Origin of the sequence: Streptomyces sp. NPDC047014 (assembly GCF_040644195.1) — a bacterium.
Taxonomy (GTDB): Bacteria; Actinomycetota; Actinomycetes; order Streptomycetales; family Streptomycetaceae; genus Streptomyces.
Map to the genome: position 1 here is coordinate 23278 of NZ_JBEYVX010000023.1, position 22119 is coordinate 45396.

20 protein-coding genes, 1 tRNA gene and 1 riboswitch are annotated in these 22119 nt (G+C 72.6%); of the genes, 9 read left to right on the forward strand and 12 right to left on the reverse strand.

Annotation, left to right across the window (positions count from 1 at the left end):
- The first annotated feature begins 93 nt into the window (after positions 1-93).
- From ABZ873_RS16005 to ABZ873_RS16015, 3 genes are all read left to right on the forward strand, one after another.
- On the forward strand, positions 94-312 hold the full coding sequence (locus ABZ873_RS16005) for a hypothetical protein (RefSeq protein WP_360871286.1): 219 nt from the start codon (positions 94-96) through the stop codon (positions 310-312).
- Complete coding sequence (locus ABZ873_RS16010; protein WP_360871289.1) at positions 312-467, forward strand: hypothetical protein; 156 nt, start codon at positions 312-314, stop codon at positions 465-467. Before ABZ873_RS16005 ends, ABZ873_RS16010 begins: the two co-directional genes overlap by 1 nt.
- Positions 468-595: 128 nt before the next feature.
- Positions 596-946 carry a hypothetical protein gene (locus tag ABZ873_RS16015; RefSeq protein WP_360871292.1) on the forward strand — a complete coding sequence of 117 codons (351 nt, stop codon included), beginning with the start codon at positions 596-598 and terminating at the stop codon, positions 944-946.
- Here ABZ873_RS16015 and ABZ873_RS16020 read toward each other — a convergent pair.
- Positions 947-1028 (reverse strand) — tRNA-Leu (locus ABZ873_RS16020).
- A 445-nt stretch (positions 1029-1473) separates the two neighbouring features.
- On the opposite strand from ABZ873_RS16020, the gene ABZ873_RS16025 reads away from it, so the two are divergent.
- Positions 1474-2238, forward strand: a complete 765-nt coding sequence (locus ABZ873_RS16025; RefSeq protein ID WP_360871415.1) for an ABC transporter ATP-binding protein — start codon at positions 1474-1476, stop codon at positions 2236-2238.
- 66 nt (positions 2239-2304) lie between these two features.
- Positions 2305-4848, forward strand: a complete 2544-nt coding sequence (locus tag ABZ873_RS16030) for an FtsX-like permease family protein (protein ID WP_360871295.1) — start codon at positions 2305-2307, stop codon at positions 4846-4848.
- A 70-nt stretch (positions 4849-4918) separates the two neighbouring features.
- Here ABZ873_RS16030 and ABZ873_RS16035 read toward each other — a convergent pair whose 3' ends face one another.
- Together ABZ873_RS16035 and ABZ873_RS16040 are read right to left on the reverse strand one after the other, a co-directional pair.
- Positions 4919-6418, reverse strand: coding sequence for a cyclopropane-fatty-acyl-phospholipid synthase family protein (locus ABZ873_RS16035; RefSeq protein ID WP_360871298.1), 1500 nt, complete (start codon positions 6416-6418; stop codon positions 4919-4921).
- Positions 6419-6564: 146 nt separating this feature from the next.
- Positions 6565-7950, reverse strand: a complete 1386-nt coding sequence (locus tag ABZ873_RS16040) for an NAD(P)/FAD-dependent oxidoreductase (RefSeq protein ID WP_360871301.1) — start codon at positions 7948-7950, stop codon at positions 6565-6567.
- 529 nt (positions 7951-8479) lie between these two features.
- Between ABZ873_RS16040 and ABZ873_RS16045 the strand changes: the two genes are divergently transcribed.
- Together ABZ873_RS16045 and ABZ873_RS16050 are read left to right on the forward strand one after the other, a co-directional pair.
- Positions 8480-8752, forward strand: a complete 273-nt coding sequence (locus ABZ873_RS16045) for a type II toxin-antitoxin system Phd/YefM family antitoxin (RefSeq protein ID WP_360871305.1) — start codon at positions 8480-8482, stop codon at positions 8750-8752.
- Positions 8749-9018 carry a type II toxin-antitoxin system RelE/ParE family toxin gene (locus ABZ873_RS16050; RefSeq protein ID WP_360871308.1) on the forward strand — a complete coding sequence of 90 codons (270 nt, stop codon included), beginning with the start codon at positions 8749-8751 and terminating at the stop codon, positions 9016-9018. Before ABZ873_RS16045 ends, ABZ873_RS16050 begins: the two co-directional genes overlap by 4 nt.
- A 57-nt stretch (positions 9019-9075) precedes the next feature.
- Here ABZ873_RS16050 and ABZ873_RS16055 read toward each other — a convergent pair whose 3' ends face one another.
- From ABZ873_RS16055 to ABZ873_RS16085, 7 genes are all read right to left on the reverse strand, one after another.
- Positions 9076-10047, reverse strand: a complete 972-nt coding sequence (locus ABZ873_RS16055) for a Ppx/GppA phosphatase family protein (RefSeq protein ID WP_360871311.1) — start codon at positions 10045-10047, stop codon at positions 9076-9078.
- Complete coding sequence (locus tag ABZ873_RS16060; protein ID WP_360871314.1) at positions 10044-10589, reverse strand: DUF501 domain-containing protein; 546 nt, start codon at positions 10587-10589, stop codon at positions 10044-10046. Before ABZ873_RS16060 ends, ABZ873_RS16055 begins: the two co-directional genes overlap by 4 nt.
- A gap of 73 nt (positions 10590-10662) precedes the next feature.
- Positions 10663-11148 carry a septum formation initiator family protein gene (locus ABZ873_RS16065; RefSeq protein ID WP_360871317.1) on the reverse strand — a complete coding sequence of 162 codons (486 nt, stop codon included), beginning with the start codon at positions 11146-11148 and terminating at the stop codon, positions 10663-10665.
- A gap of 100 nt (positions 11149-11248) precedes the next feature.
- The gene (gene eno / locus ABZ873_RS16070) at positions 11249-12535 is read right to left on the reverse strand and encodes a phosphopyruvate hydratase (RefSeq protein ID WP_360871320.1); all 1287 of its coding nucleotides are present in this window, start codon (positions 12533-12535) and stop codon (positions 11249-11251) included.
- Positions 12536-12820: 285 nt separating this feature from the next.
- Positions 12821-13525 (reverse strand): transglycosylase family protein, encoded by a 705-nt coding sequence (locus ABZ873_RS16075; protein ID WP_360871323.1) that lies wholly within the window; start codon positions 13523-13525, stop codon positions 12821-12823.
- 3 nt (positions 13526-13528) lie between these two features.
- A riboswitch (cyclic di-AMP (ydaO/yuaA leader) is annotated at positions 13529-13697 on the reverse strand.
- 279 nt (positions 13698-13976) lie between these two features.
- Positions 13977-15038: a transglycosylase family protein gene (locus ABZ873_RS16080; RefSeq protein ID WP_360871326.1), complete on the reverse strand. Its 1062-nt coding sequence runs from the start codon at positions 15036-15038 to the stop codon at positions 13977-13979.
- 91 nt (positions 15039-15129) lie between these two features.
- The gene (locus tag ABZ873_RS16085; RefSeq protein ID WP_360871330.1) at positions 15130-16392 is read right to left on the reverse strand and encodes a cytochrome P450; all 1263 of its coding nucleotides are present in this window, start codon (positions 16390-16392) and stop codon (positions 15130-15132) included.
- Between the two features lie 123 nt (positions 16393-16515).
- On the opposite strand from ABZ873_RS16085, the gene ABZ873_RS16090 reads away from it, so the two are divergent.
- Positions 16516-17724, forward strand: a complete 1209-nt coding sequence (locus tag ABZ873_RS16090; protein ID WP_360871417.1) for a globin domain-containing protein — start codon at positions 16516-16518, stop codon at positions 17722-17724.
- A 64-nt stretch (positions 17725-17788) separates the two neighbouring features.
- Here the strand turns inward: ABZ873_RS16090 and ABZ873_RS16095 are convergent, their stop codons facing one another.
- Both ABZ873_RS16095 and ABZ873_RS16100 read right to left on the reverse strand, forming a co-directional pair.
- Positions 17789-18862 carry a nucleoside triphosphate pyrophosphohydrolase gene (locus ABZ873_RS16095; protein ID WP_360871333.1) on the reverse strand — a complete coding sequence of 358 codons (1074 nt, stop codon included), beginning with the start codon at positions 18860-18862 and terminating at the stop codon, positions 17789-17791.
- Positions 18863-18890: 28 nt separating this feature from the next.
- Complete coding sequence (locus tag ABZ873_RS16100; protein ID WP_360871336.1) at positions 18891-19508, reverse strand: SurA N-terminal domain-containing protein; 618 nt, start codon at positions 19506-19508, stop codon at positions 18891-18893.
- A gap of 192 nt (positions 19509-19700) precedes the next feature.
- On the opposite strand from ABZ873_RS16100, the gene ABZ873_RS16105 reads away from it, so the two are divergent.
- Positions 19701-22112: a YfhO family protein gene (locus ABZ873_RS16105; RefSeq protein ID WP_360871339.1), complete on the forward strand. Its 2412-nt coding sequence runs from the start codon at positions 19701-19703 to the stop codon at positions 22110-22112.
- Positions 22113-22119 lie beyond the last annotated feature (7 nt).

Sequence of the window (22119 nt, forward strand, 5' to 3'; positions counted from 1 at the left end):
TCACCGTGAACATCGGTGCACATTCCTGGCGCCTGCGGAGCCCGTTTCGTCACGCTCTGATGCACCACCCGCTGACGACGGTAGGGAGCCCCCATGGCCATTCCCCACGACGCGAAAGAACATCTGCCGCACGCCCTGCTCCACAAACCGGTCCGGGATCTCGCGTCGGGCACGGAGGGGATTCTGATGGCGGTCGTGCATGAGGACGTGGGGACCGAGGGCGCGCTGTGGGTGGAGCTTGCGTATATCCGGCCGGTGCGGGGTGGGCGGGAGACCACCACCGCCGTCGCGAACATCGTGGCGGTGCAGTGATGCCCGAGGCGCCGATCACCTACCAGCAGCCCGACCGGCCTCCCCCGCAACCCTGCCTGTGCGGAGCCCTGCCGCTGCCGCTGGGCGGGCCCGAGGGCGGAGCCGTCGTCCACGCCACCGGCTGCCCGCGCGGCGGCCCGTACGGCATCACCTGACCCCGTACGCACCCCGTCGAAGGAGAACCCCTCATGGCCGTCACCGAAGCCGCCGCCCCCGCGCCCGGGTGGCGGGAGCGGGCGACGGGCGCGATCCGGGCCGCCGGGTACCGCGTCTCGCCGGATCCGTGGTGATCAGTACCGAGTACGCCGCCTCCGCGACCGACGTCACCGTCTGCGAGGCGTGCTGGCGCGAGCCCGTGCAGGCCGCCCGTACCACTCATCGCGATCGCGGCCGGGACCTCGTGTGCATCCCCTGCGCGCAGGCCGGCTGCCCCGCCCGGGTGGAGCTCTTTCCCCCGCTCGGCATCTACGGACTCAACGGGAGGAAGCTCGGTATGGGCAAGCGCGGATCACCCGGAGGACCCCGGCTGCCGCCCGGCCCCGGACCGCCGCTGCCGTCTCCGCCGCCCACGCCGGCCCCCGGCCGGCCGCCGGCGCAGGGTCCCTTCCCGCGGGTCAGGCGGGTGTGGGGGTAATGCCCGGAGCCGGACTCGAACCGGCACGGCCCGAAGGCCAGCGAGGTTTAAGCTCGCCGTGTCTGCATTCCACCATCCGGGCAGGGCGTAGCGGCCCCCGTGGAAAAAGCCGTGAACGCTGGGCCGAGCCTATCCGTAACGGCCTGGGCGCTGATCAGGCGATGGGTCGATGTTGTCTGATTTTATTGGCGCTTGAGGGTCCGTCAGGCCCCAGATTGCGCGGTCGGCCCGTTCTGGACGTCGATCACCACCTGTGCGGGAATGACGGGATTTCGATGTCCCGCGCCACCCCGTCCGCCACCCCTCCGCGCCACCCCCGCCGACGGGCCCGCCGAACGGCCCCCGCGACGCCCCCGCCCACCTCCCGGCGGACGCTCCTGTCATACCAGAGGAGGAGGAACCCCCGCCGGGGATCAGCCTCCAGTGGGCCGTTGAACAGGCACGGCGGCTGATCCCCGGCGGGGGTGCGCCCGGTGAGGATGGAAGGGTCCGCGCACCGAAGCCCGAGGAGCCCTCCCGTGACCACCATGAACTACGCCCCGCACACCGCCCAGGGCGTGGCCGCGCGCGCCAGCGACCTGTCGAAGGTGTACGGCCAGGGCGAGACCCAGGTGGTCGCGCTGGACAACGTCTCCGTCGACTTCGGCCAGGGGCAGTTCACCGCGATCATGGGCCCCTCGGGCTCCGGCAAGTCCACCCTGATGCACTGCGTCGCCGGTCTGGACACCTTCTCCGCCGGCTCCGTCCGCATCGGCGACACCGAGCTGAGCACCCTCAAGGACAAGCAGCTCACGCAGCTGCGCCGCGACAAGATCGGCTTCATCTTCCAGGCGTTCAACCTGCTGCCGACGCTGACCGCCCTGGAGAACATCACCCTCCCCATGGACATCGCGGGCCGCAAGCCCGACAAGCAGTGGCTCGACACCGTCGTGGACATGGTCGGCCTCTCCGGCCGCCTCGGCCACCGGCCGACCCAGCTCTCCGGCGGCCAGCAGCAGCGTGTGGCCGTCGCCCGCGCCCTCGCCGCCCGCCCCGAGATCATCTTCGGTGACGAGCCCACCGGAAACCTGGACTCGCGCTCCGGCGCCGAGGTCCTCGGCTTCCTGCGCAACTCCGTCCGCGAGCTCGGCCAGACCGTGGTGATGGTCACCCACGACCCCGTCGCCGCCTCCTACGCCGACCGCGTCATCTTCCTCGCCGACGGCCGGATCGTCGACGAGATGTACGCGCCCACCGCCGACGGCGTCCTGGACCGGATGAAGGACTTCGACGCCAAGGGCCGCACCAGCTGACCGCGGCCCGCACGCCCGCCGTGACCGAAGCCCTCCCTCCAGACTTCCAGCCCCAGGACTGAATCCATGTTCCGTACCGCCCTGCGCAATGTCCTCGCGCACAAGGCCCGGCTGCTGATGACGGTGCTCGCCGTCACCCTCGGCGTCGCCTTCGTCTCCGGCACCCTCGTCTTCACCGACACCCTCAAGAAGTCCCTCTCCAACCAGAGCGCGAAGGACTACGCGGGCGTCGCCGTCTCCCTCTCCTCGTACGGCCAGACCCGCACCCCCGAGGGCGAGAAGGAGGGCGAGCCCGGTATCGGCCAGCCGACCCTTGAGAAGATCAAGGCGCTGCCCGGCGTCGACTCCGTCTCCGGCCGCGTGTCCGGCTTCGCCGGCGTCGGCGACGAGAACGGCAAGCTGATAGGCGCCGGCTGGTCCAACCAGGGCTCCAACTTCACGCCCGTCAAGGACGGCAAGAACCCGCGCTACACCTTCGTCCAGGGCGCCGGCCCGGCCAAGGCCGACGAGATCGCGCTCGACAAGGCCACCGCCGACGCGGGCAAGTACAAGGCGGGCGACAAGGTCCGCGTCGCCACCAACGGCCCGGTCAAGGAGTACTCCCTCGCCGGTGTCTTCACCACCGAGGACGGCGCCGTCCAGGCCGGCGGCAGCCTGGTGCTCTTCGAGACCGCGGTCGCCCAGGAGCTCTACCTCAAGCCCGGCTACTTCCAGGACGTGTCGGTCACCGCGAAGAACGGCACCTCCGCCGACAGGCTGCTGACCGACATCAAGCCGCTGGTCGGCAAGAACGTCCAGGCCAAGACCGGCGCGGCGCTCGCCGCCGAGCAGGCCAAGGACATCGAGAAGGGCCTGAGCGAGCTCAGCACCATGCTGCTGGTCTTCGCGGGCATCTCCCTCTTCGTCGGCATCTTCCTCATCTACAACACCTTCACCATGCTGGTCACCCAGCGCACGAAGGAGCTGGCCCTGCTGCGCGCCGTCGGCGCCAACCGCGGCCAGGTCATGCGCTCGGTCCTCGTCGAGGCCCTGGTCGTCGGCTTCGTGTCCGCCGCCATCGGCCTGCTCAGCGGTATCGGCCTGGCCGTCGCGATCCGTTCCGCCATCGCCACCTTCGGGGCGAAGCTCCCGGGCGGCGGGCTCGTGATCGCCCCGGGCACCGTCGTCGCCGCGCTCGTCATCGGCGTCTTCGTCACCACCGTCGCCGCGATCCTGCCCGCCTGGCGCACCGGCCGCATCGCCCCCGTCGCCGCCATGGGCAGCGCCCACCTGCCGGCCAACGCCAAGTCCCTGCGCCTGCGCAACATCACCGGCTCGCTCGTCAGCCTGCTCGGTATCGGCCTGGTCCTCCTCGGCGTCTCCAAGGGCGGCGGCGACGGCCGCATGCTGATGGGCGGCGGCGCCTTCTTCATGCTCATCGGCCTGATCGTGCTGCTGCCGCTGCTCTCCCGGCCCGTCATCGGCGCCGTCCGCCCGCTGCTGCAGAAGCTCTTCGGGGTCCCCGGCAAGCTCGCCGCGCAGAACGCCGTCCGCAACCCGCGCCGCACCGCCGTCACCGCCGCCTCGCTCGCGATCGGCCTGACCCTCGTCACCACGCTGTCCGTCTTCGGTGTCACCGTCGGCAAGGTCGTCGACCGGATGAGCACCGAGAAGCTGAAGGCCGACTACCGGGTCTCCATGTCCGCCTCCGGCGGCCTGGACAAGTCCGTCGCGGAGACCCTGGCGACGCCTGGCATCAAGGCGGTCTCCCCGATGGCGGCCGGCTACTTCCAGGTCGACGGCGACGTCCGCGCCGCCGTCGGCGTCAACCCGGCAGCCATCGGCCAGCTGCTCAACATCGAGGTGGTCAGCGGCTCCCTGGACAGCCTGGCCAAGGGCGAGGTCGCGATCTCCGACAAGGACGTGAAGACCTCGAAGCTCGCCGTCGGCTCCACCCTCAAGGCCCGGTTCGACGACGGCCAGGAAGCCTCCCTGAAGGTCGGCGCGGTCTACAAGGACATGGGCGACCTGCTCTACGGGGACCTCATCGACAACAAGATCCTCAGCGGGCACACCGAGGAGATGTACATATCCGAGGTGTACGTCAACGTCGACGGCGGCGCCTCCAAGGCCGGCCAGCAGAAGGTCGTGGACGCCCTCGGCAAGAACCCGGCCATCAAGGTCGCCACCCAGCAGGACATGCGCAACGAGATGGGCGGCATGATCAACACGATGCTGAACATCATGTACGGCCTGCTCGGCATGGCCCTGATCATCTCGGTGCTCGGCGTCGTCAACACCCTCGCGATGTCCGTCTTCGAGCGGACCCAGGAGATCGGCATGCTGCGGGCCATCGGCCTCGACCGCAGCCGCGTCAAGAACATGATCCGCCTGGAGGCCGTGGTCATCTCGCTCTTCGGAGCCGTCCTCGGCATCGTGATCGGCGTCTTCCTCGCCTGGGCCGTCGGCACCACGCTGACCAAGGCGCTGCCCGGCTACGAGCTGATCGTCCCGTACGACCGGATCGGCATCTTCCTGCTGCTGGCCGCCGTGGTCGGCGTCCTGGCCGCCATGTGGCCGGCCCGCAGCGCCGCCCGGCTGAACATGCTCACGGCCATCAAGACCGAGTAGCGGACGGCCCGTACGGACGACGACCGGAGCCCCGGGGCGCACTGCCCCGGGGCTCCCGCCTTTGCCCGGATCAGGCCGGTGTGCCCCAGGTGCGCAGCCGCAGCGGGAGGTCCGAGGCGCCCTTCGCGGCGGGCCGTACGGCGAGGATCTGGTTGACGCCGAGCCGGTCGTGCTCGAAGCCGAGGGCCGAGGCGGCCATGTACAGCTGCCAGACCCGCGCCCGGCCCGGGGAGGTCAGGGCCACGGCCTCCTCCCAGCGGTCCTCCAGGCGGGCCACCCAGGCCCGCAGGGTCAGCGCGTAGTGCTCGCGCAGCGCCTCCACGTCCCGGACCTCCAGACCGGCCCGCTCCAGCTCGCCCACGGTGGTGCCGAGCGGTGAGAGCTCCCCGTCGGGGAAGACGTAGGCGTCGATGAACTCGTCGACGTGGTAAACCGATTCGTCGGCCTCGGGCGGCCGGGCGATCTGGTGGTTGAGGAGCCGGCCGCCGGGGCGGAGCAGGGAGTGCAGGGTGCGGGCGTACTCGCGGTAGCGGTCGGCCCCGACGTGCTCGGCCATGCCGATGGAGGAAATGGCGTCGTACGGACCGTCCTTGACGTCCCGGTAGTCCTGGATCCGGATCTCCACCAGGTCCGCCAGGCCCTCGTCCGCGATCCGCTTGCGGGCGTACAGGGCCTGCTCGCGGGAGAGGGTGACCCCGGTGACCCGGGCCCCGTACGCACGGGCCGCGTGCAGGGCCATGGAGCCCCAGCCGCAGCCGACGTCGAGGAGCCGGTCCCCCGCCGCGAGGCCGAGCTTGCGGCAGACCAGGTCGAGCTTGTCGTGCTGGGCCTGCTCCAGGGTCGCGCCGGGGCTCCAGTAGGCGCAGGAGTACACCATGGAGGGGCCGAGGACCCGTTCGTAGAAGTCGTTGCCCACGTCGTAGTGGTGGCTGATGGCCTGCCGGTCGCGGCCCCGGGTGTGCTGGCCGCCGCCGCGCGGGACGGCCTCCTCGGCGGGCGGCGGGGGCGCGGGGAGCGGGCGGGCCAGGGTGACGAGGTCCCGTATGGCGCCCCGGGTGGCCGGGTCGCGCAGCAGGGCCGCGGTCTGCGCGAGGGCCGCGGCGCGGCGCGGCAGCCGGGGCCGCCGCGGGCGGCGCGGACCGGCGGGGCGGGAAGCGGCGGGCGCGGCGGCGGACACCTCGGGCGGCGCGGCGGCCGGGGACACGCCGAGCGCGGCGGCCGGGGGCACCTCGGGCGCCGCGGCCGGGGAGCCGCCGGGCGCGGCGGCCGAGGGCTGATCCGGCACCGGGCCGGGCTCGCGGCCGCGTTCCCAGAGCAGGCCCGCCACCCGGTCCAGCAGCTCGAAGAGGTCCCCCTCCACGGTCAGCTCACCGGCCACCCAGGCCCTCGCCAGGCCCAGCTCCCCCGGCCGCCACAGCATCCGGCGCAGGGCCCGGCGGCCCCCGACGACGAGCACCGGCCCGTCCGGCGGCCCGGCCTCGCTGCCGTCCCACGCGCGGATCCGCACGGGAAGGGGGCCGCCGAGCAGGGTTTCGGCCACAGCGGCCAGCCGCGGAGCGGCGTCGGTCATGGCGCACCTCCACAAAGTTCCGACCCCTCGATCTACCCAGCCGCGGCCCCGGGTACGCCGAAGGGGCCGCCCGCACCACGGATGGCGGGCGGCCCCTTCGGGGACGTGCGGTCGGCCGCGTCAGCGGCCTGCCTGCGCGAGCAGGGTCAGGAAGCCTTGGCCTTCTCGGCCGGGGCAGCGGCGGCGGCCGGGGCCGGCGCCGGCTTGGCGGCCTCGTAGAACTCCTCGCGCGGGGTCTCCAGCGCACCGAGGGAGACGACCTCGCGCTTGAGGAACATGCCGAGGGTCCAGTCGGCGAAGACGCGGATCTTGCGGTTCCAGGTCGGCATGGCCATGCCGTGGTAGCCACGGTGCATGTACCAGGCGAGCCGGCCCTTGAGCTTGATCTTCATCTTGCCCATGACGATCATCGCCACGCCCTTGTGGAGGCCGAGGCCCGCCACCGCACCCTTGTTGGAGTGCGAGTACTCGGTCTGCGGGAAGCCCCGCATGCCCGAGATGACGTTGTCGCCGAGGACCTTGGCCTGGCGCAGCGCGTGCTGGGCGTTCGGCGGGCACCAGGCGTTCTCGACGCCGGCCTTGCGGGAGGCGACATCCGGGACCTGGGCGTTGTCGCCGGCGGTCCAGATGTAGTCGGTGCCCGTGACCTGGAGGGTCGGCTGGGCGTCGACGTGGCCGCGCGGGCCGAGCGGCAGGCCGTAGCGGGCCAGCGCCGGGTTGGGCTTGACGCCGGCGGTCCAGACGATGGTGTCGGAGTCGACCTCGAGACCGTTCTTCAGCACCACACGGCCGTCCACGCAGGAGTCCATGGAGGTGTTGAGGTAGATCTCGATGCCCCGGGACTCCAGGTGCTCCTTGCCCCAGGTGCCGAGCTTGGGCCCGACCTCGGGGAGGATCTTGTCCGCGGCGTCCACGAGGATGAAGCGCATGTCCTCGCGCTTGATCGTGGAGTAGTACTTGGCGGCGTCGCGGGCCATGTCCTCGACCTCACCGATGGTCTCCGCACCGGCGAAGCCGCCGCCGACGAAGACGAAGGTGAGGGCCTTGCGGCGGACGTCCTCGTCCGTCGTGGACTCGGCCTTGTCGAGCTGCTCGAGGACGTGGTTGCGCAGGCCGATGCCCTCCTCGACGCCCTTCATGCCGATGCCCTGCTCTGCGAGACCGGGGATCGGGAAGGTGCGGGAGACGGCGCCGAGCGCGATCACCAGGTAGTCGAAGGGCAGCTCGTACGCCTCGCCGACGAGCGGCGTGACGACGGCGACCTTGCGGTCCTGGTCGATGCTGGTGACCCGGCCGGTGAGAACCTCAGCCTTGGGCAGCACGCGTCGCAGCGGGACGACGACGTGCCGAGGCGAGATGCTGCCTGCGGCCACTTCGGGGAGGAAGGGCTGGTAGGTCATGTACGAGCGCGGGTCGACGACCGTGACGGTCGCCTCGCCGTAGCGCATCTTCTTCATGATGCGCTTGGCCGCGTACAGACCTACGTACCCACCTCCTACTACGAGGATCCTGGGACGCTCCGTGGTGCTCATGAGAACGAGTATCCAGCACCCAATGGGGTGTTGCTCGTGAGCCCCTTCACAAGGAGTCGGAGGGCCTCTGCTACACTCCGCCGCCCACGTGACGGAGGTCATGTCGCGCGACGGGAACCAGAGTGCGGCGGGAGTCGTTGTGCACCCGTCCTGAACTGGCCTCCAAGGCCGGAACCGGAGTAGACCACCGGCTTCCCGGCTCCCCGCGGAGGCCCCTCACCGAACCCCGCGCATCGCACGGACGTCCGCTCCGGAAGACCTCCGGGACCCCCGGAAGGGGCCGAAGCGCCCTCTCGGTGGACCATCAGGCACTTTTTCCTTGTGAAGAACTTCACGAACCTGATCCGCGCCACGGGACCTAAAGCCCCGATAAAGCCCTCCCGAGGGTCCTGAAACCCCGCAGCACCCCCCGGTTCGTCCGTCCCGGAGGGCGCTGCACGAGGGATCCACGGGTCAGACCCCGCGATGACCTTTCATCCCCTGGAGCGCGGCACCTTCCGGTGTACACGCAGGCGCGTACACCGCCCTCATGAGTGAGAACGCTGTGACCGTGCGCGAAGCCCGGGCCCATCTCGCCGACCACATCAACCGGGCCGAGCAGGGCGCCCCGACCGTCATCACACGGAACGGCGCCCCGGTGGCGGCCCTGGTTCCCATCGCGGACTACAACGCCCTGGAAGAGGCGGCCGACGAACTGCTCGCGCGCGGGGCAGAAGCCGTGCTGGCCGAGGGCGGGCCGACCGTGACCATGGCCGAGTTGCTGGCCGACCTGTTCAGCGAGCGGGGTGACGGAGCAGCGTGACGTGCGCGTTCCGGTTCACCACGGCCGCGCAACGCCGACTCCGGGCGATCGACCGGCCGGCCGCCATGCGCATCCTCGCCGCCCTGACCGCCCTGGGGGACGATCCGTACCGCGAGGACGCCGACGTCAAGAAGCTCACCGGACCGTCCGGCCTCTACCGGCTCCGGGTCGGCGCCCACCGGATCGCCTACCAGGTGCTGGACGGCGAACTCGTCATCCTCGTCGTGAAGGCCGCCGACCGGCGCGACGTCCACCGCGACATCTGAGCCGAGACGGAAGGTGCTCCGGGCGGCCGGAGCACCTTCGTCCGGCGAGGGAACGGCTCAGACCCGCCCCTTGCCGGCCTCGACCTCTTCCGCGGTCTTGATCGCGATGCCGTCCAGGATGTCGTGCTCCGAGACCACGACCTCCCGGGCGCCCGTGCGTTCCATGATCGACAGGAGGACCAGGGCGCCCGCGCCGATCACGTCCACGCGGCCCGGGTGCATCACCGGGATCGCCGCGCGTTCCGCGTGCGTGGAGGTCAGCATGCGGTCGGTGAGGGCGCGGACCTGGTCGTACGGGATGCGCGCGTGGTGGATCTCCGAGGAGCGGTACTCGGGCAGGCCGAGGGCGATCCCCGCGAGGGTGGTCACCGAGCCCGCCAGGCCGACCAGGGTGCGGGCCTCGGCCAGCGGGACCGTCTCGGCGGCCAGGTCCAGGGCCGCCTCGATGTCGGCGCGGACGGCCGCGATCTGCCGCTCGGACGGCGGGTCGGAGACCTCGCCGTCCACCACGAAGTGGCGCTCCGTCATCCGCACGCAGCCCACGTCCACGGAGCGGGCCGCGCGCACACGGTCCTCGCCGACCACGAACTCGGTGGAGCCGCCGCCGATGTCCACCACCAGGAACGGCCGCTCCAGGTGCTCGTGCGCGGTCAGCTCCCTGGTGGCGCCCGTGAAGGAGAACTCGGCCTCCTGGTCCCCGGAGATCACCTCGGGCTCGACGCCCAGGATCTCCACGACGCCCCGGACGAAGTCCTCGCGGTTCTCGGCGTCGCGGGAGGCGGAGGTGGCCACGAAGCGCACCCGCTCCGCGCCGAAGCCCTCGATGATCCCCGCGTACTCCCGGCAGGCCGCGAAGGTGCGCTCCAGCGCCTCCGGGGCCAGCCGGCCGGTGCGGTCCACGCCCTGGCCCAGCCGGACGACGGTCATCCGCCGGTCCAGCTCCGTCAGCTCGCCGGAGGCCGGGTCGCAGTCCGCCACGAGCAGCCGGATGGAGTTCGTACCGCAGTCGATGGCCGCGACCCGGGTCACCGGGCGGCCTCCTCGTCCTTCTTCTCCCCGCACGGCGTGACGCAGGCGCCCTTGGCCCACCACTCGGGCAGCATCTCCAGCGCCTCGTCACCGAACGGGTTCACACCCGGCCCGGCGGCCAGCGAGTGGCCGACGAGCACGTGCAGGCACTTGACCCGGTCCGGCATGCCGCCGGCGCTCGGGAAGCCCTGGAGCACCTCGATGGCGTCGCGGCGCCGGATGTAGTCCTCGTGCGCGGCCTGGTAGGCGGCGGCGAGCTCCGGGTCCTCGGCGAGCCGCGCCTGCATTTCCTTCATCACGCCGTTGGCCTCCAGCGTGCCGATCGCGGAGGCCGCGCGCGGGCACGTCAGGTAGTACAGCGTCGGGAAGGGGGTGCCGTCGGGCAGCCGGGGGGCGGTCTCCACCACGTCGGGCTGGCCGCAGGGGCAGCGGTGCGCGATGGCGCGCAGCCCGCGCGGCGGGCGGCCGAGCTGCTGCTCGAACGCCTCGATGTCCGCGTCGGTCGGCTCGGTCCGGTCGGTCTGGGGCGGGGGAGTCTGCATGCCTGGAGGAAGTCTCTTCGTTCTCGTGGATGGGTGCTGCGGTCTGGCGAAATCGCTGTGAAGCGGTACGGGTTCAGTCGCCGGGGCGGTCCGCCTTGTCGACGCCGTCCCAGACGTTCGAGTACCAGGGCCGGTCCGAGCCCGCGTGCCCGGTCCTGCGCGGCTGCGGCTGGGAGCCGGGGTCGCTCATGATGTAACCGGTCTCCCCCGGGCGCAGGAAGTGCAGGTGCCTGCGTGCCTGCTGCTCCGCGTAGGCGTCGTCCTGCCAGCGGGCCTTCTCGTCGCGCAGCCGCTCCAGGCGCTCGCGCGCCGAGGCGGCGGACCGCTGCTGCTCGGCGATCTCCGAGCGCTGGGAGACGTACTGGCGCATGGGGTACGCGAGCGCGACGACCAGCGTGCACAGGACGAGCACCAGGAGGGCGGCGCGGCCGGTGAGCCGGCTGCGGCGGACCTGGCGGCGCGACTGCGAGCGGTAGACGTGGGCGGCGGTCCGCTCACCCAGCTGCTTGAGCCGCGTGGCTGTGGAGAAGGTGGAGAACCGATCCCGGTTCCCGGCCATTGGTCCGCCTCCCCTTGGTACGCCCTACGCACTACGTCCCCGCACACGGTACGGGACCGAGTGCGGGGACGTCCGAAAGGCCAGCCCCTCAGGGGGGTGATTAGCCCTTGAAGCGCGGGAAGGCGCTGCGGCCCGCGTACACGGCGGCGTCGTCGAGGATCTCCTCGATGCGCAGCAGCTGGTTGTACTTGGCGACGCGGTCCGAGCGGGCCGGGGCGCCGGTCTTGATCTGACCGCAGTTCACGGCGACGGCGAGGTCGGCGATGGTGACGTCCTCGGTCTCGCCGGAGCGGTGGGACATCATGCACTTGAAGCCGTTGCGCTGGGCCATCTCGACGGCGTCCAGGGTCTCGGTCAGGGAACCGATCTGGTTGACCTTCACGAGCAGGGCGTTCGCGGAGCCCTCCTCGATGCCGCGGGCGAGGCGCTCGGGGTTGGTGACGAAGAGGTCGTCGCCGACGATCTGGACCTTGGCGCCCAGCTTGTCGGTGATGATCTTCCAGCCGGCCCAGTCGTCCTCGAACAGCGGGTCCTCGATGGAGACGAGCGGGTACGCGGAGACGAGCTCCTCGTAGTACTCGGTCATCTCGGCGGCCGAGCGGGACTGGCCCTCGAACTCGTACTTGCCGTCCTTGTAGAACTCGGACGCGGCGACGTCGAGCGCGAGCGCGATGTCCTTGCCCGGGGTGTAGCCGGCCTGCTTGATGGCCTCGACGATGAGGTCGAGCGCGGCGCGGTTGGACTCCAGGTTGGGGGCGAAGCCGCCCTCGTCGCCCAGGCCGGTGGACAGGCCCTTGGTGTGCAGGACCTTCTTGAGGGTGTGGTAGACCTCGGCACCCCAGCGCAGGGCCTCGGAGAAGGACTCCGCACCGATCGGGGCGATCATGAACTCCTGGATGTCCACGTTGGAGTCGGCGTGCGACCCACCGTTGAGGATGTTCATCATCGGAACGGGCAGCAGGTGCGCGTTCGGGCCGCCGAGGTAGCGGAAGAGCGGCAGGTCGCTCGCCTCGGACGCGGCGTGGGCGACGGCGAGGGAGACGCCGAGGATGGCGTTGGCGCCGAGCGAGCCCTTGTTGTCGGTGGCGTCCAGGTCGAACATGGCCTGGTCGATCAGCCGCTGCTCGGTGGCGTCGTAGCCGACGAGCTCCGGGCCGATCTGCTCGATGACGGCGAGGACGGCCTTCTCGACACCCTTGCCCATGTAGCGGTTGGGGTCACCGTCGCGGAGCTCGATGGCCTCGAAGGCACCGGTGGAGGCGCCGGACGGAACGGCAGCACGGCCGGTGCTGCCGTCGTCGAGGCCCACCTCGACCTCGACCGTGGGGTTGCCTCGGGAGTCCAGGATTTCCCGGGCTACGACGACGTCGATGGACGGCACGAGCATCTCCTTCTGGGATGTGACGCTGGGTGTGCGGTGGCGTGTCAGGCCGTGGGATGGCCTTGCCGCCTAGAGCCTAACCGGCTTCCGGGGTTCGGCCGGCCGACCGCCCGTCCCCTGGGACGAAAAAGGGGCTGAATACCCCTCTTCCGGGACATAGGGGCACGCTCCGGAGGGGGCGCGGGAGGCGTACGGGGGCGCACACACCACCGCCCGGCGCGTGGGGGGCGGCGCGCCGGGCGGTGGGAATGCTGTGCGTTGCGTACGCGTGCGCGGCTACGGCCGCGCGGTTCAGCTGAGCTTGAGCTTCTGGCCCGGGAAGATCAGGTCGGCGTCCGAGACGATGTCCTTGTTCAGCTCGAACAGCTTCTCCCAGCCACCCTTGACGCCGTTGGCGTCGGCGATGGTGCCCAGGGTGTCGCCGGCCTTGACCTCGTAGGAGCCGTTGCCGGTCTTCGGCGCGGGGGCCTCGGTGCGCTCGGAGCGGGTGACCGGGGCCTCGGCCCGCTTGGTCTCCTTCTTCGGCGCAGCCTTGGTCTCGGCCTTCTTGGTCTCGGTCTTCTTCGGGGTGCTCTTCGGCTTGCTGGAGGCCGGGGCCTCGGTGGAGCCGCCACCCGTGAAGGAGGAGTTCGACAGGCCCTTGCCGCAGCTCGGCCAGGCACCCTTGCCCTGGACCTTGAGGACCTTCTCGGCGACAGCTATCTGCTGCGCCTTGGACGCCTGGTTGGCCTGCGCGGCGTAGGACTTGCCGCCGAAGGAGGCCCACGTGGAGGACGAGAACTGCAGTCCGCCGTAGTAGCCGTTACCGGTGTTGATGGACCAGTTGCCGCCGGACTCGCACTGGGCGACCTTGTCCCACTCGGAGCCGGTGGCGGCGCTGGCGGTACCCGCGGCCATCAGGGGGGCGGCGACAGCGACACCGGCGACGCCGGCGAGCGTGACGATGCGGACGGCCTTGGAGCCGCGACGGTGCTTGCCCTTGCCGGAAAGCAGCATGGAGTTTCTCCTCACCGACGCCTACGAGGTGAGCTGTCGGGTTCGGGTGTGAGTGCCCGGCGGTGCGACCTAGCGCACCACTTAACCCCTAGCCGGTACCTGACCGTCTCTCAACGACCTTTCCCGGCGCCTACCTTGGTTCCCCCGCTCCTGCCTTCGGCGCTTGACGCGACGACTGTTCCCCCCGTCCGCCGGCAGGACTCGGCGATGCGGTCGAAGGTGCTCGCGGTGGCGAGCGATTCAGAAGGTAGACATAGCTCTCCCCGATGTTCAACGAGGAACATCGGGGAGAAAGGGCCCCTACTTGCGCTCCCCGGAGGGATGTTTGCGCAGGTGGGGACGGGGTTTGCGCAAGCCCTGGGGCGGGACACGCCAGTTGACCGGAAGAGACGCATGTCTCACTTGCAGGAAACGGACAATCAGCTCTTTCCGGATGCCCGAAGTGCCCTTGTTACGTGGTTAGATCCAGATTCTGTCCGGGCTTGATCAGGTCGGCGTCCCCGCCGATGACCTGCTCGTTGGCCTCGTAGAGACCGCTCCAGCCGCCCTTCACTCCCTTGGCAGAAGCGATGGTGGCCAGGCTGTCGCCCGCCTTCACGGTGTACGTGGGATCCGACGCGGCATCAGAGGGGCTGACGGCGGGGGTGACGGGGGTGCCCTCCTCGACGGCGGGCGCGCCGCGGTGCTTGCCGCTGCCCTCGCCGACGGTGGCGTCCGGGGTGGCCGGGGCGCTCGGGTCCACGGGGAGGGCCGGGGCGCTCGGGTCGGCCGGGGACGGGCTCGGCGTGCCGGGCGGGGTGGTGGGCGTCGTGGGCGCCGTCGGGTCCACCGGAAGGGTCGGGGTGGCCGGGTCGGTGGGCGTGACCGGCGGGGTGCTCGGGTCGACCGGGGCGACGGGGGCCGTCGGGTCCACCGGCGGCGTCGTGGGCGCGTCCGGGACCGGCATGACGGGCAGTCCGACGGACGGGGCGTCGGGGATGAGGAAGGGGGTGCCGGACGGGCTCGGGGTCGGCGTCCCGAAGTCGGTGGACCGCTCGCCGCCCCCGGTGGTGGGCACGGACTGGTCGGGGCGGGAAGGCGTCGGGGCCACCGCGCCGGAGCCGCCGGGCAGTCCCGGGTCCACCTCGGCGGCGGGACCCTGCTGGGTGAGGCCGGCCGAGGCGGCGCACATGGGCCACGCCTGCGGCCCCTGCGCGGCCAGGACGCGCTCGGCGACGGCGATCTGCTGGGACCTGCTCGCCAGGTCGGGGCGCTCGGCGAACTCCAGTCCGCCGGCGTTCTGCCACTGCTCCTGGGAGAACTGCAGTCCGCCGTAGGCGCCGCTGCCGTAGTTGGCGCTCCACGCGCCGCCGCTCTCGCATTCGGCGACCCGGTCCCATGTGGCCGTGTCGGCAGCGGTGGCGCTGGTGGCGGCTAGCAGCGGCAGGGCCAGCGCGGAGCCAGTGACTCCGGCTGTGACTACCAGCGCGGGGACCTGGCGGGGGCGTCTGTGGCGGCCGTTCCCGGAACGCATGTGGTGCACCTTTCGCATAACAGCGGGGTAACGGCAGAACCTAGCGGCCTTTGAACGATTGTCACAAGTTCCGCCGGAAACTGACCCGCAATCAGAGGTTTGAAGGGGTGAACCGCACGGGAAGGGTGCGCAGGCCACGCATGATCAACCCCCCGCGCCAGCGCAGGTCTTGGGACGGAACGGCCAGCTCCAGATCGGGCAGCCGGGTCAGCAGCGTGCGCAGCGCGGTCTGCCCTTCGAGCCGTGCGAGGGGTGCGCCGAGGCAGTAGTGGATGCCGTGTCCGTAACCGAGATGCTGGTTGTCGGTACGGGAGAGGTCGAGGGTGTCGGGCTCGGCGAAGCGGGCCGGATCGCGGTCGGCGGCGGCGAGGACGACGAGCACCGGGTCCCCGGTCGCGACCGGCTGCCCGCCGAGGGTCAGCGGCTCGGTGGCGAACCGCCAGGTGGCCAGCTCCACGGGCCCGTCGTAGCGCAGCAGCTCCTCCACGGCGGTGGCCAGCAGTCCGCTCTCCCCCGCGGCCAGGGAGTCCTGGAGGCGGGTGCGCTCGCCGGGGTTCATGAAGAGGGAGTGCAGACCGTTGCCGATGAGGTTCACGGTGGTCTCGAAGCCGGCGAACAGCAGGATGAACGCCATGGCGGTGGCCTCACCCTCCGTCAGGTGGTCCCCGTGGTCACTCGCCCGGATCAGATCGGAAATGAGGTCATCGCCCAGATCGTCCCGTTTGCGGTGGATGAGTTCCCCGAGATAGGTCCGCATCTGCTTCACCGAGCGGGCCACTCCGCCCCGCGGACCGCCGCCGTGCCGGATCATCATCCCGGCCCAGTCGCGGAAGTCGTCCTGGTCCTCGCGCGGTACGCCCAGCATCTCGCAGATGGCGTAGATGGGCAGCGGGAAGGCGAACTCGTGGATGAGGTCCGCCTCCCCCTTCTCCGCGAACCCGTCGATCAGATGGTCGGTGAGCGCCTGCACCCGAGGGGTGAACTCCGCCACGCGCCGCGGGGTGAACGCCTTCGACACCAGCCGTCGCAGCCGGGTGTGGTCCGGCGGGTCGATGTTGAGCAGATGCGTCATCAGCTCCGCCTTGCGCTCCCCCGGGATCCCGGTCTTGCCCTTGGCGTGCGCGGGCTCGGCGTGGTGCGCCGGGTTCTTGCTCAGCCGCTGGTCGGCGAGGGCCTGGCGGGCGTCGGCGTACCGGGTGACCAGCCAGGCGTCGACCCCGCTGGGGAGCTTGGTGCGGTGCACCGGGGAGTGCTCGCGCAGCCAGGCGTAGGCCGGGTACGGGTCGGTCGCGAACTCCCAGGTGAAGAGTTCGGGTCCCGCCTCGGCGGGGGGAGCGGGCGGCTGATCGTGCATGCCCCCGACAGTAGCCGCACCACCGGGCAGCCATCCCCTATGCCCCATTGGTCGCGGCTGTCCATGGATCGTCCTTCTCTTGACCTGGCGTTCCCGGGCGTTCCTACTGTCGCTTCTGTGGATGTGAGGATCTTGAAGAGCAGTTTCGCGGTGGTGGAGAGACGGGCCGAGCACGCGGTCAAGTTCTTCTACTCCCACCTCTTCTGGCACAACCCCGCCCTCCGCGACCTCTTCCCGCCCGCCGCCGAGGACATGGAGTGCCAGCGCGACCGGCTCTTCGCCGCCCTCACCCATGTGGTCGCCCACCTCGACGACGAGAGACTGCGCCCCTATCTGCGCGACCTCGGCCGCGACCACCGCAAGTACCGCGTGGGCCCCGAGCACTACGCCGTCGTCGGCTCCAGCCTGCTCGCCGCGCTCGCCGAGACCTCCGGCGCCGCCTGGACCCCGCGCGTGGAGAAGGCGTGGGCCGAGGCGTACCAGGTGGTCGCCGACGCGATGCTCGCCGGCGCCCTGGCGAGCCAGGACCCGCCGTGGTGGGAGGCCGAGGTCGTGCGCACCCTCCGCTACGGCGAGGACATCGCCGTCCTGACCCTGCGCCCTCACCTGCCCTTCCCCTATGTACCCGGGCAGTACACGAGCGTGTGCAGCGAGCGCGTCCCGCGCGTCTGGCGTACGTACTCCCTGGGCAACGCGCCCCGCCCGGACGGCACGGTCGACCTGCACGTCAGCCGGATCGAGGGGGGCCGGCTCTCCACCGCGCTGGTGCGCGAGACCCTGCCGGGCGAGGTGCTGCGGTTGGGCGCGGCCGCCGGGCGGCTGGCCTTCCGGCGCGAGGACCGCCCGGCGAGCCTGATCGCCGCCGGCACCGGCTGGGCTCCGGTCCGGGCCCTGCTGGAGGAGCTGGCGGAGCATCCTCCCGATCAGGACGTACGGCTCTTCGTGGTGGCCCGGGACGGCGCGTACCTCTACGACCGCCCGCTCATCGACACGTACGCGGCCTCCTGCCGCTGGCTGGCCGTCACCTATCTCACGCCCGCCCCCGGGCAGCACCGCAACCAGGCCACCGACCGGCTCGCCACCGCGCTCTCGCACCGCGGCCGCTGGGCCGACCAGGACGTCTACCTCAGCGGGCCGCCGCAGTTCATGGACGAGACCGCGGAGGTCCTCGCCGGGCTGGGGGTGCGCCCCGACCGCCTCTTCCACGACCGCGTCCCGCTCCCGGGCACGGGCAGCGGCCGCGGCGGGCGCCCGCTGGGCTTCCGCGAATGGTTCCTGCACCGGCCCGCCCCGCACTGGCACGACCCGGAGGCGCGCGCCCCGCGGGAGTAGCCCCGCGCCCGCCTCCGGGCCCGCTCCTGCTCCCGCCTCCGCGCCCGCTCCCGACGGCCGGGGATCAGCCGGCCAGGCCCTCCGCCGCGCGGATCGCGTCCCGGTAGGCGCGGGCCGCCGCGCGCAGGGCCGTCTCCGGGTCGACGCCCTCGGCCTCGGCGCGCGCGGCCAGTTCCAGCAGCTCGTAGCCGATGCCCTCGCCCCGGGGCAGTTCGACGGCCACCCCGCCCGCGCGGGCCCGGCCCGCGAGCTTGGCCGCGAGGGCCAGGCCGGGCTGGCCCACCGGGACCCCGTCGGTGACGGACTCGCGCCGCTTCTCCACCGCCTTGGTGCGCTGCCAGTGGGCGTGGACCTCCTCGGGGGTCTCGGCCACGGCGTCGCCGAAGACGTGCGGGTGGCGGTGGATCAGCTTGGTGACGAGGGCCCCGGCCACGTCGTCGATGGAAAAGGCCCCGACCGTCTCCCGCCCGTCGGCCGCGTCCTCGTCCTCCTCCGCCTCCGCCTCGCTCCCGTCGCCGCCCTCCTCCGCGATCCGCGCGTGGAAGACCACCTGGAGCAGGACGTCGCCCAGCTCCTCGCGCAGCTCCTCCCGGTCCCCCGCCTCGATGGCCTCGACCAGCTCGTACGCCTCCTCGATGGCGTACTTGGCCAGGCCCCGGTGGGTCTGCCGGGAGGTCCACGGGCACTCGCGCCGGACCCGGTCCATCACCTGGACCAGGTCGAGCAGCCGCGCGCCCGGCAGGTCGTAGGAGCCGGGGAGCAGTTCCAGGGCGGGCATCGCGACCCGGCCGGAGCCGGCCAGCCGGGCCAGCCCGTCGGTCAGCCGCTGGTCGCCCTCCCCGCCGGGCAGCACCACGACGGTACGGCCGCCCGCGCAGGCGTCGACCAGCGCGGGCGCGTCCGGCGCCGCCCGCTCGACCTCGATCCCGGCCTCCCGCAGGTACGGGAGCTGCGGGTGGCCGGGGTCGGCGCACAGGACGCGGTCCGCCGCGCGCAGGGTCTGCCAGGCCGGCCAGGACAGCACGCCGGGGGCCACCCGGTGGCTGGTGGTCAGCAGGACGATCCGGCCGGTGGACCCGGCGGCGGCGGTGGACTCGGCGGCGGGGGCGGCGGCGGTGGGCGGCGGGTACTCGGTCACCCTCCGAACCTACCCCCGCCCGGGAGGGTCAGGCCCCGACGGGTGCCTGCTCGGGCCGGGTCCGCTGGGTGATCCACGGGGTGTCCATGGCGCCGAGGCCGATGCGCTCGCCGTCCCAGGCCCCGTAGCGCGGGTTGACCTCGATGTGCAGGGTCTTCGCCGCCTTGGAGAGCGGGCCGTAGACCTTGTCCTCCCCGTAGCGCTCGTTCAGCTTGCCGAGCAGCAGCGAGAAGCGCAGGTCCTCGTCGATCTGCCCGGGGGCCAGCGGGTCCCGGTTGAGCAGGGCCAGCTTCTCCAGCTCCCCGCCGGTGCGGGTGACGCGGTCCGCGCGGGCGTCCTCGATCTCCTTGGTGGTGACCGACAGGCCCGCGTCGTCCGCGGCCTGCTCCAGCACCCGCAGCTGGATCATCCGGCCGAGCTTGGTGCGCTCCAGCTGCGGGGTGTTGGCGATGAGGGTCGCGGCCTGCCCGGAGCGGTTCTGGGCGGCGCGGACGTCGTTCACCTGGGCCTGGACCGCGGAGGTGGTGATCCGTTCCCCGCCGACGACGGCCGCGGTGCCGGGGCGGACCTCGCCCGAGCAGGCGGCCAGCAGGGGGGCCGCCAGCAGCAGGGCGGCGGAGACGGAGAGCGCAGTGCGACGGTGCAAAGGAGCCTCCAGGGCCGGGAGATTGTGCGTGAATGCACAAGGGCCGTGCGGTGATCGATGGTATGCAGTAAGGGTGGCCCGGGCCACCGCTTCGACCAACGATTCGCGGGGCCCCGGGGCACGTGTCTGTTCGTGTCGGCGCCACCCCGCGGCCACCCCCGCTTCCGCCGGTGCTGCCAGGGTCGGCCCACCATGTCGACACCGCACCGCTCGCCGCGCCGCCGCAGTCTGCTCGGCTCGGCGCTCGCCGCCCTGCTCACGGCGGTGGCCGTGGGCGCCGGGGACGCCGCCGCCCGCGTGTTCCCGTACGGACCGCGCCACCGCAGCGTCAACGACCTCGGCAATCAGTTCGTCCCCTTCCACGCGCACCTGTGGGACCTGCTGCACGGCCGGGCGCGCGGCGGGCTCCTCCTCAACTGGCAGTCCGGCTACGGCACCGGCTTCCTGCCCGACCTCGGCACCTACCTCGGCAGCCCGCTGTCCGCGCTCGTCGCCCTCTTCCCGCGCGCCGACATCGACCTCGCCGTCTACGCGGTCACCGTGCTCAAGACGGCGCTCGCCGCCGCCGCGATGGCCTGGCTGCTGCGGACGCACCACCGCGGCCCGTGGTGGGCGGCCGGGCTGCTCGGGGCCTCGTACGGGCTGTGCGGCTGGTCGGTGATCGAGGCCGCCTACAACCCGATGTGGCTGGACGGGCTGATCGCCTTCCCGCTGCTGTGCCTGACCGGCGAATGGGCCCTGCGCTCCCGCCGCCCCGTCCCGGCGGCGCTGGTGACGGCCCTGTGCTGGACCGCGAACTTCTACACCGCCTACATGGCCACCCTCGGCGCCGCCCTGGTGCTGCTGGTACGGGTGGTGCTCACCCGGGAGGGCGCGCGCCAGCGGCTGGCCGCCGTCGGCCGGGCCGCCGTGCCCACCGCGCTCGGGATCGCGCTGGCCGCGCCCGTGCTGCTGCCGCTGTTCCTGAGCACGGGGCGGGCCTACCCGGGCTGGTCCAAGGAGTTCCGGCCCGTGCCGTGGGCCGACCTCTTCGCCCGGCTGCTGCCGGGGACGTACTCCTTCTCCTCCCCCGCCCTCTTCGTGGGCACCGGCACCCTCCTGCTCGTGGCCGCGCTCCCCTTCCACCGGGCGGTGCCGGCCCGCGCCCGGCTCTGCTGGACAGGGCTCGCGGCGGCCGTGGCGCTCTCCCTCCAGTGGGCGCCGACGCATCTGGCCTGGCACCTCTTCGCCACCCCGAACGGGAGCCCGTACCGGCAGACCTTCGTCCTCGCCGGGATCCTCGTCGTCGCCGCCTGGAGCGCGCTGGCCGCGGGCCCGCCGCGGCCCCGGGCGCTGGCCGCCGGGGCCGGGCTGCTGGCCGCCGCCGCGCTCGGGGCGTACGGCAGCACGCTGGTGACGGGCTGGGCGTACGCGCTCTTCGCCGCCGGGCTGGCCCTGTCCGCGGCGGCCTGGTGGGCGCTGCGCCGGCGGGGGCCGGTGCTCCCGGCGGCCGGGCTGCTGCTGGTGGTGCTGCTGGCGCAGGCGGCGGCCACCACCGCCTTCGGGCACAAGGGCAAGCTGGGCGGGCTCGACGACTACCCGTCCTGGGGGCCCGCCCACACCGCGCGGGCCACGGCCCTGGCGGCGGCCGAGGGCTGGCCGGCGTACCGCACGGACCCGGGGCGGCCCGCGCTGTCCGGGAACGACCCGCTGCTGCTGGGTGGTGAGGGCGGCTCCTACTACAGCAGCCACACCCCCGAGGTGCTCACGCGGACCATGGCCGCGCTCGGCGCCGGCTGGACCTCGCGCGGCCGCAGCGTGCAGAGCCTGGACAATCCGGTCACCGACGCCGTGTTCGCCGTCGGCGCCCGCCTCACGCCCGACGGCACGGTCCGCCGGGCGGTGGTCCCGCCGCTGGTGACGGTCCGCCCGCCCGGACCGCCCCCCGCCTACGGGGACTCGCCCTTCGCCAACCAGGAACTGCTGCTGGGCTCCCGGGTGTACGAGGATCCGGCTGCGCCCGGGGTCTGCCGCGCGGGCACCGAGGCGTTCCTGTGGGCCCCGGAGTACAACGCCACGGCCCGGCTCGCGGACGGCCCGGCCTTCCGGCTGGGCGGCAACGCCCCGCGCAACCGGGCCGCCCTCCAGCCGATGGGCCTCTCCCGGGGGCCCTCCTCGGCGCTGCTCTTCGACGCGGCCCCGCCGCCCCGGTGGGCCCTGTCCTGCCTGGACCGCTCCCGGCTGGACGCGGCCGTCGCCGCCCTGCGGGCCGGCGGGGCCACCTCGGTGCGGGTGGGCGCCTCCGGGGTACGGGCCACCCTCCCGCCGGACGCGCGGGGCACGGCCGTGCTCGCGGTGCCCGCCACCGCCGGGTGGAGCTGCGAGGGCCGTCCGGCCGCCGCCCACCTGGGGCTGGTCGCGGTGCCCCTGCGCCCCGGCCGTACGGAGATCGCCTGCTCCTACCGGCCGCCGGGGCTGGTGCCGGGCCTGGCGGTCGCGGGCGCGGCCCTGCTCCTGCTGCCCCTCGCGGTACGGCTGTCGGGGCGCGGCCGGAGGCGCCGCCGGGCGGACGGACCGTCGGCGCGACCGCCGGCGGAGGCGGAGAAGGCCGGGGTCCTGGCTTAGGAAGAGA

Excerpts from the sequence above, each read along its gene's own strand:
- ABZ873_RS16005 (WP_360871286.1), top strand. The coding sequence starts at position 94 with ATGGCCATTCCCCACGACGCGAAAGAACATCTGCCGCACGCCCTGCTC.
- ABZ873_RS16010 (WP_360871289.1), top strand. The coding sequence starts at position 312 with ATGCCCGAGGCGCCGATCACCTACCAGCAGCCCGACCGGCCTCCCCCG.
- ABZ873_RS16025 (WP_360871415.1), top strand. The coding sequence starts at position 1,474 with ATGAACTACGCCCCGCACACCGCCCAGGGCGTGGCCGCGCGCGCCAGC.
- ABZ873_RS16030 (WP_360871295.1), top strand. The coding sequence starts at position 2,305 with ATGTTCCGTACCGCCCTGCGCAATGTCCTCGCGCACAAGGCCCGGCTG.
- ABZ873_RS16035 (WP_360871298.1), bottom strand. The coding sequence starts at position 6,418 with ATGACCGACGCCGCTCCGCGGCTGGCCGCTGTGGCCGAAACCCTGCTC.
- ABZ873_RS16040 (WP_360871301.1), bottom strand. The coding sequence starts at position 7,950 with ATGAGCACCACGGAGCGTCCCAGGATCCTCGTAGTAGGAGGTGGGTAC.
- ABZ873_RS16045 (WP_360871305.1), top strand. The coding sequence starts at position 8,480 with ATGAGTGAGAACGCTGTGACCGTGCGCGAAGCCCGGGCCCATCTCGCC.
- ABZ873_RS16060 (WP_360871314.1), bottom strand. The coding sequence starts at position 10,589 with ATGCAGACTCCCCCGCCCCAGACCGACCGGACCGAGCCGACCGACGCG.
- ABZ873_RS16065 (WP_360871317.1), bottom strand. The coding sequence starts at position 11,148 with ATGGCCGGGAACCGGGATCGGTTCTCCACCTTCTCCACAGCCACGCGG.
- eno (WP_360871320.1), bottom strand. The coding sequence starts at position 12,535 with ATGCTCGTGCCGTCCATCGACGTCGTCGTAGCCCGGGAAATCCTGGAC.
- ABZ873_RS16075 (WP_360871323.1), bottom strand. The coding sequence starts at position 13,525 with ATGCTGCTTTCCGGCAAGGGCAAGCACCGTCGCGGCTCCAAGGCCGTC.
- ABZ873_RS16080 (WP_360871326.1), bottom strand. The coding sequence starts at position 15,038 with ATGCGTTCCGGGAACGGCCGCCACAGACGCCCCCGCCAGGTCCCCGCG.
- ABZ873_RS16085 (WP_360871330.1), bottom strand. The coding sequence starts at position 16,392 with ATGCACGATCAGCCGCCCGCTCCCCCCGCCGAGGCGGGACCCGAACTC.
- ABZ873_RS16105 (WP_360871339.1), top strand. The coding sequence starts at position 19,701 with ATGTCGACACCGCACCGCTCGCCGCGCCGCCGCAGTCTGCTCGGCTCG.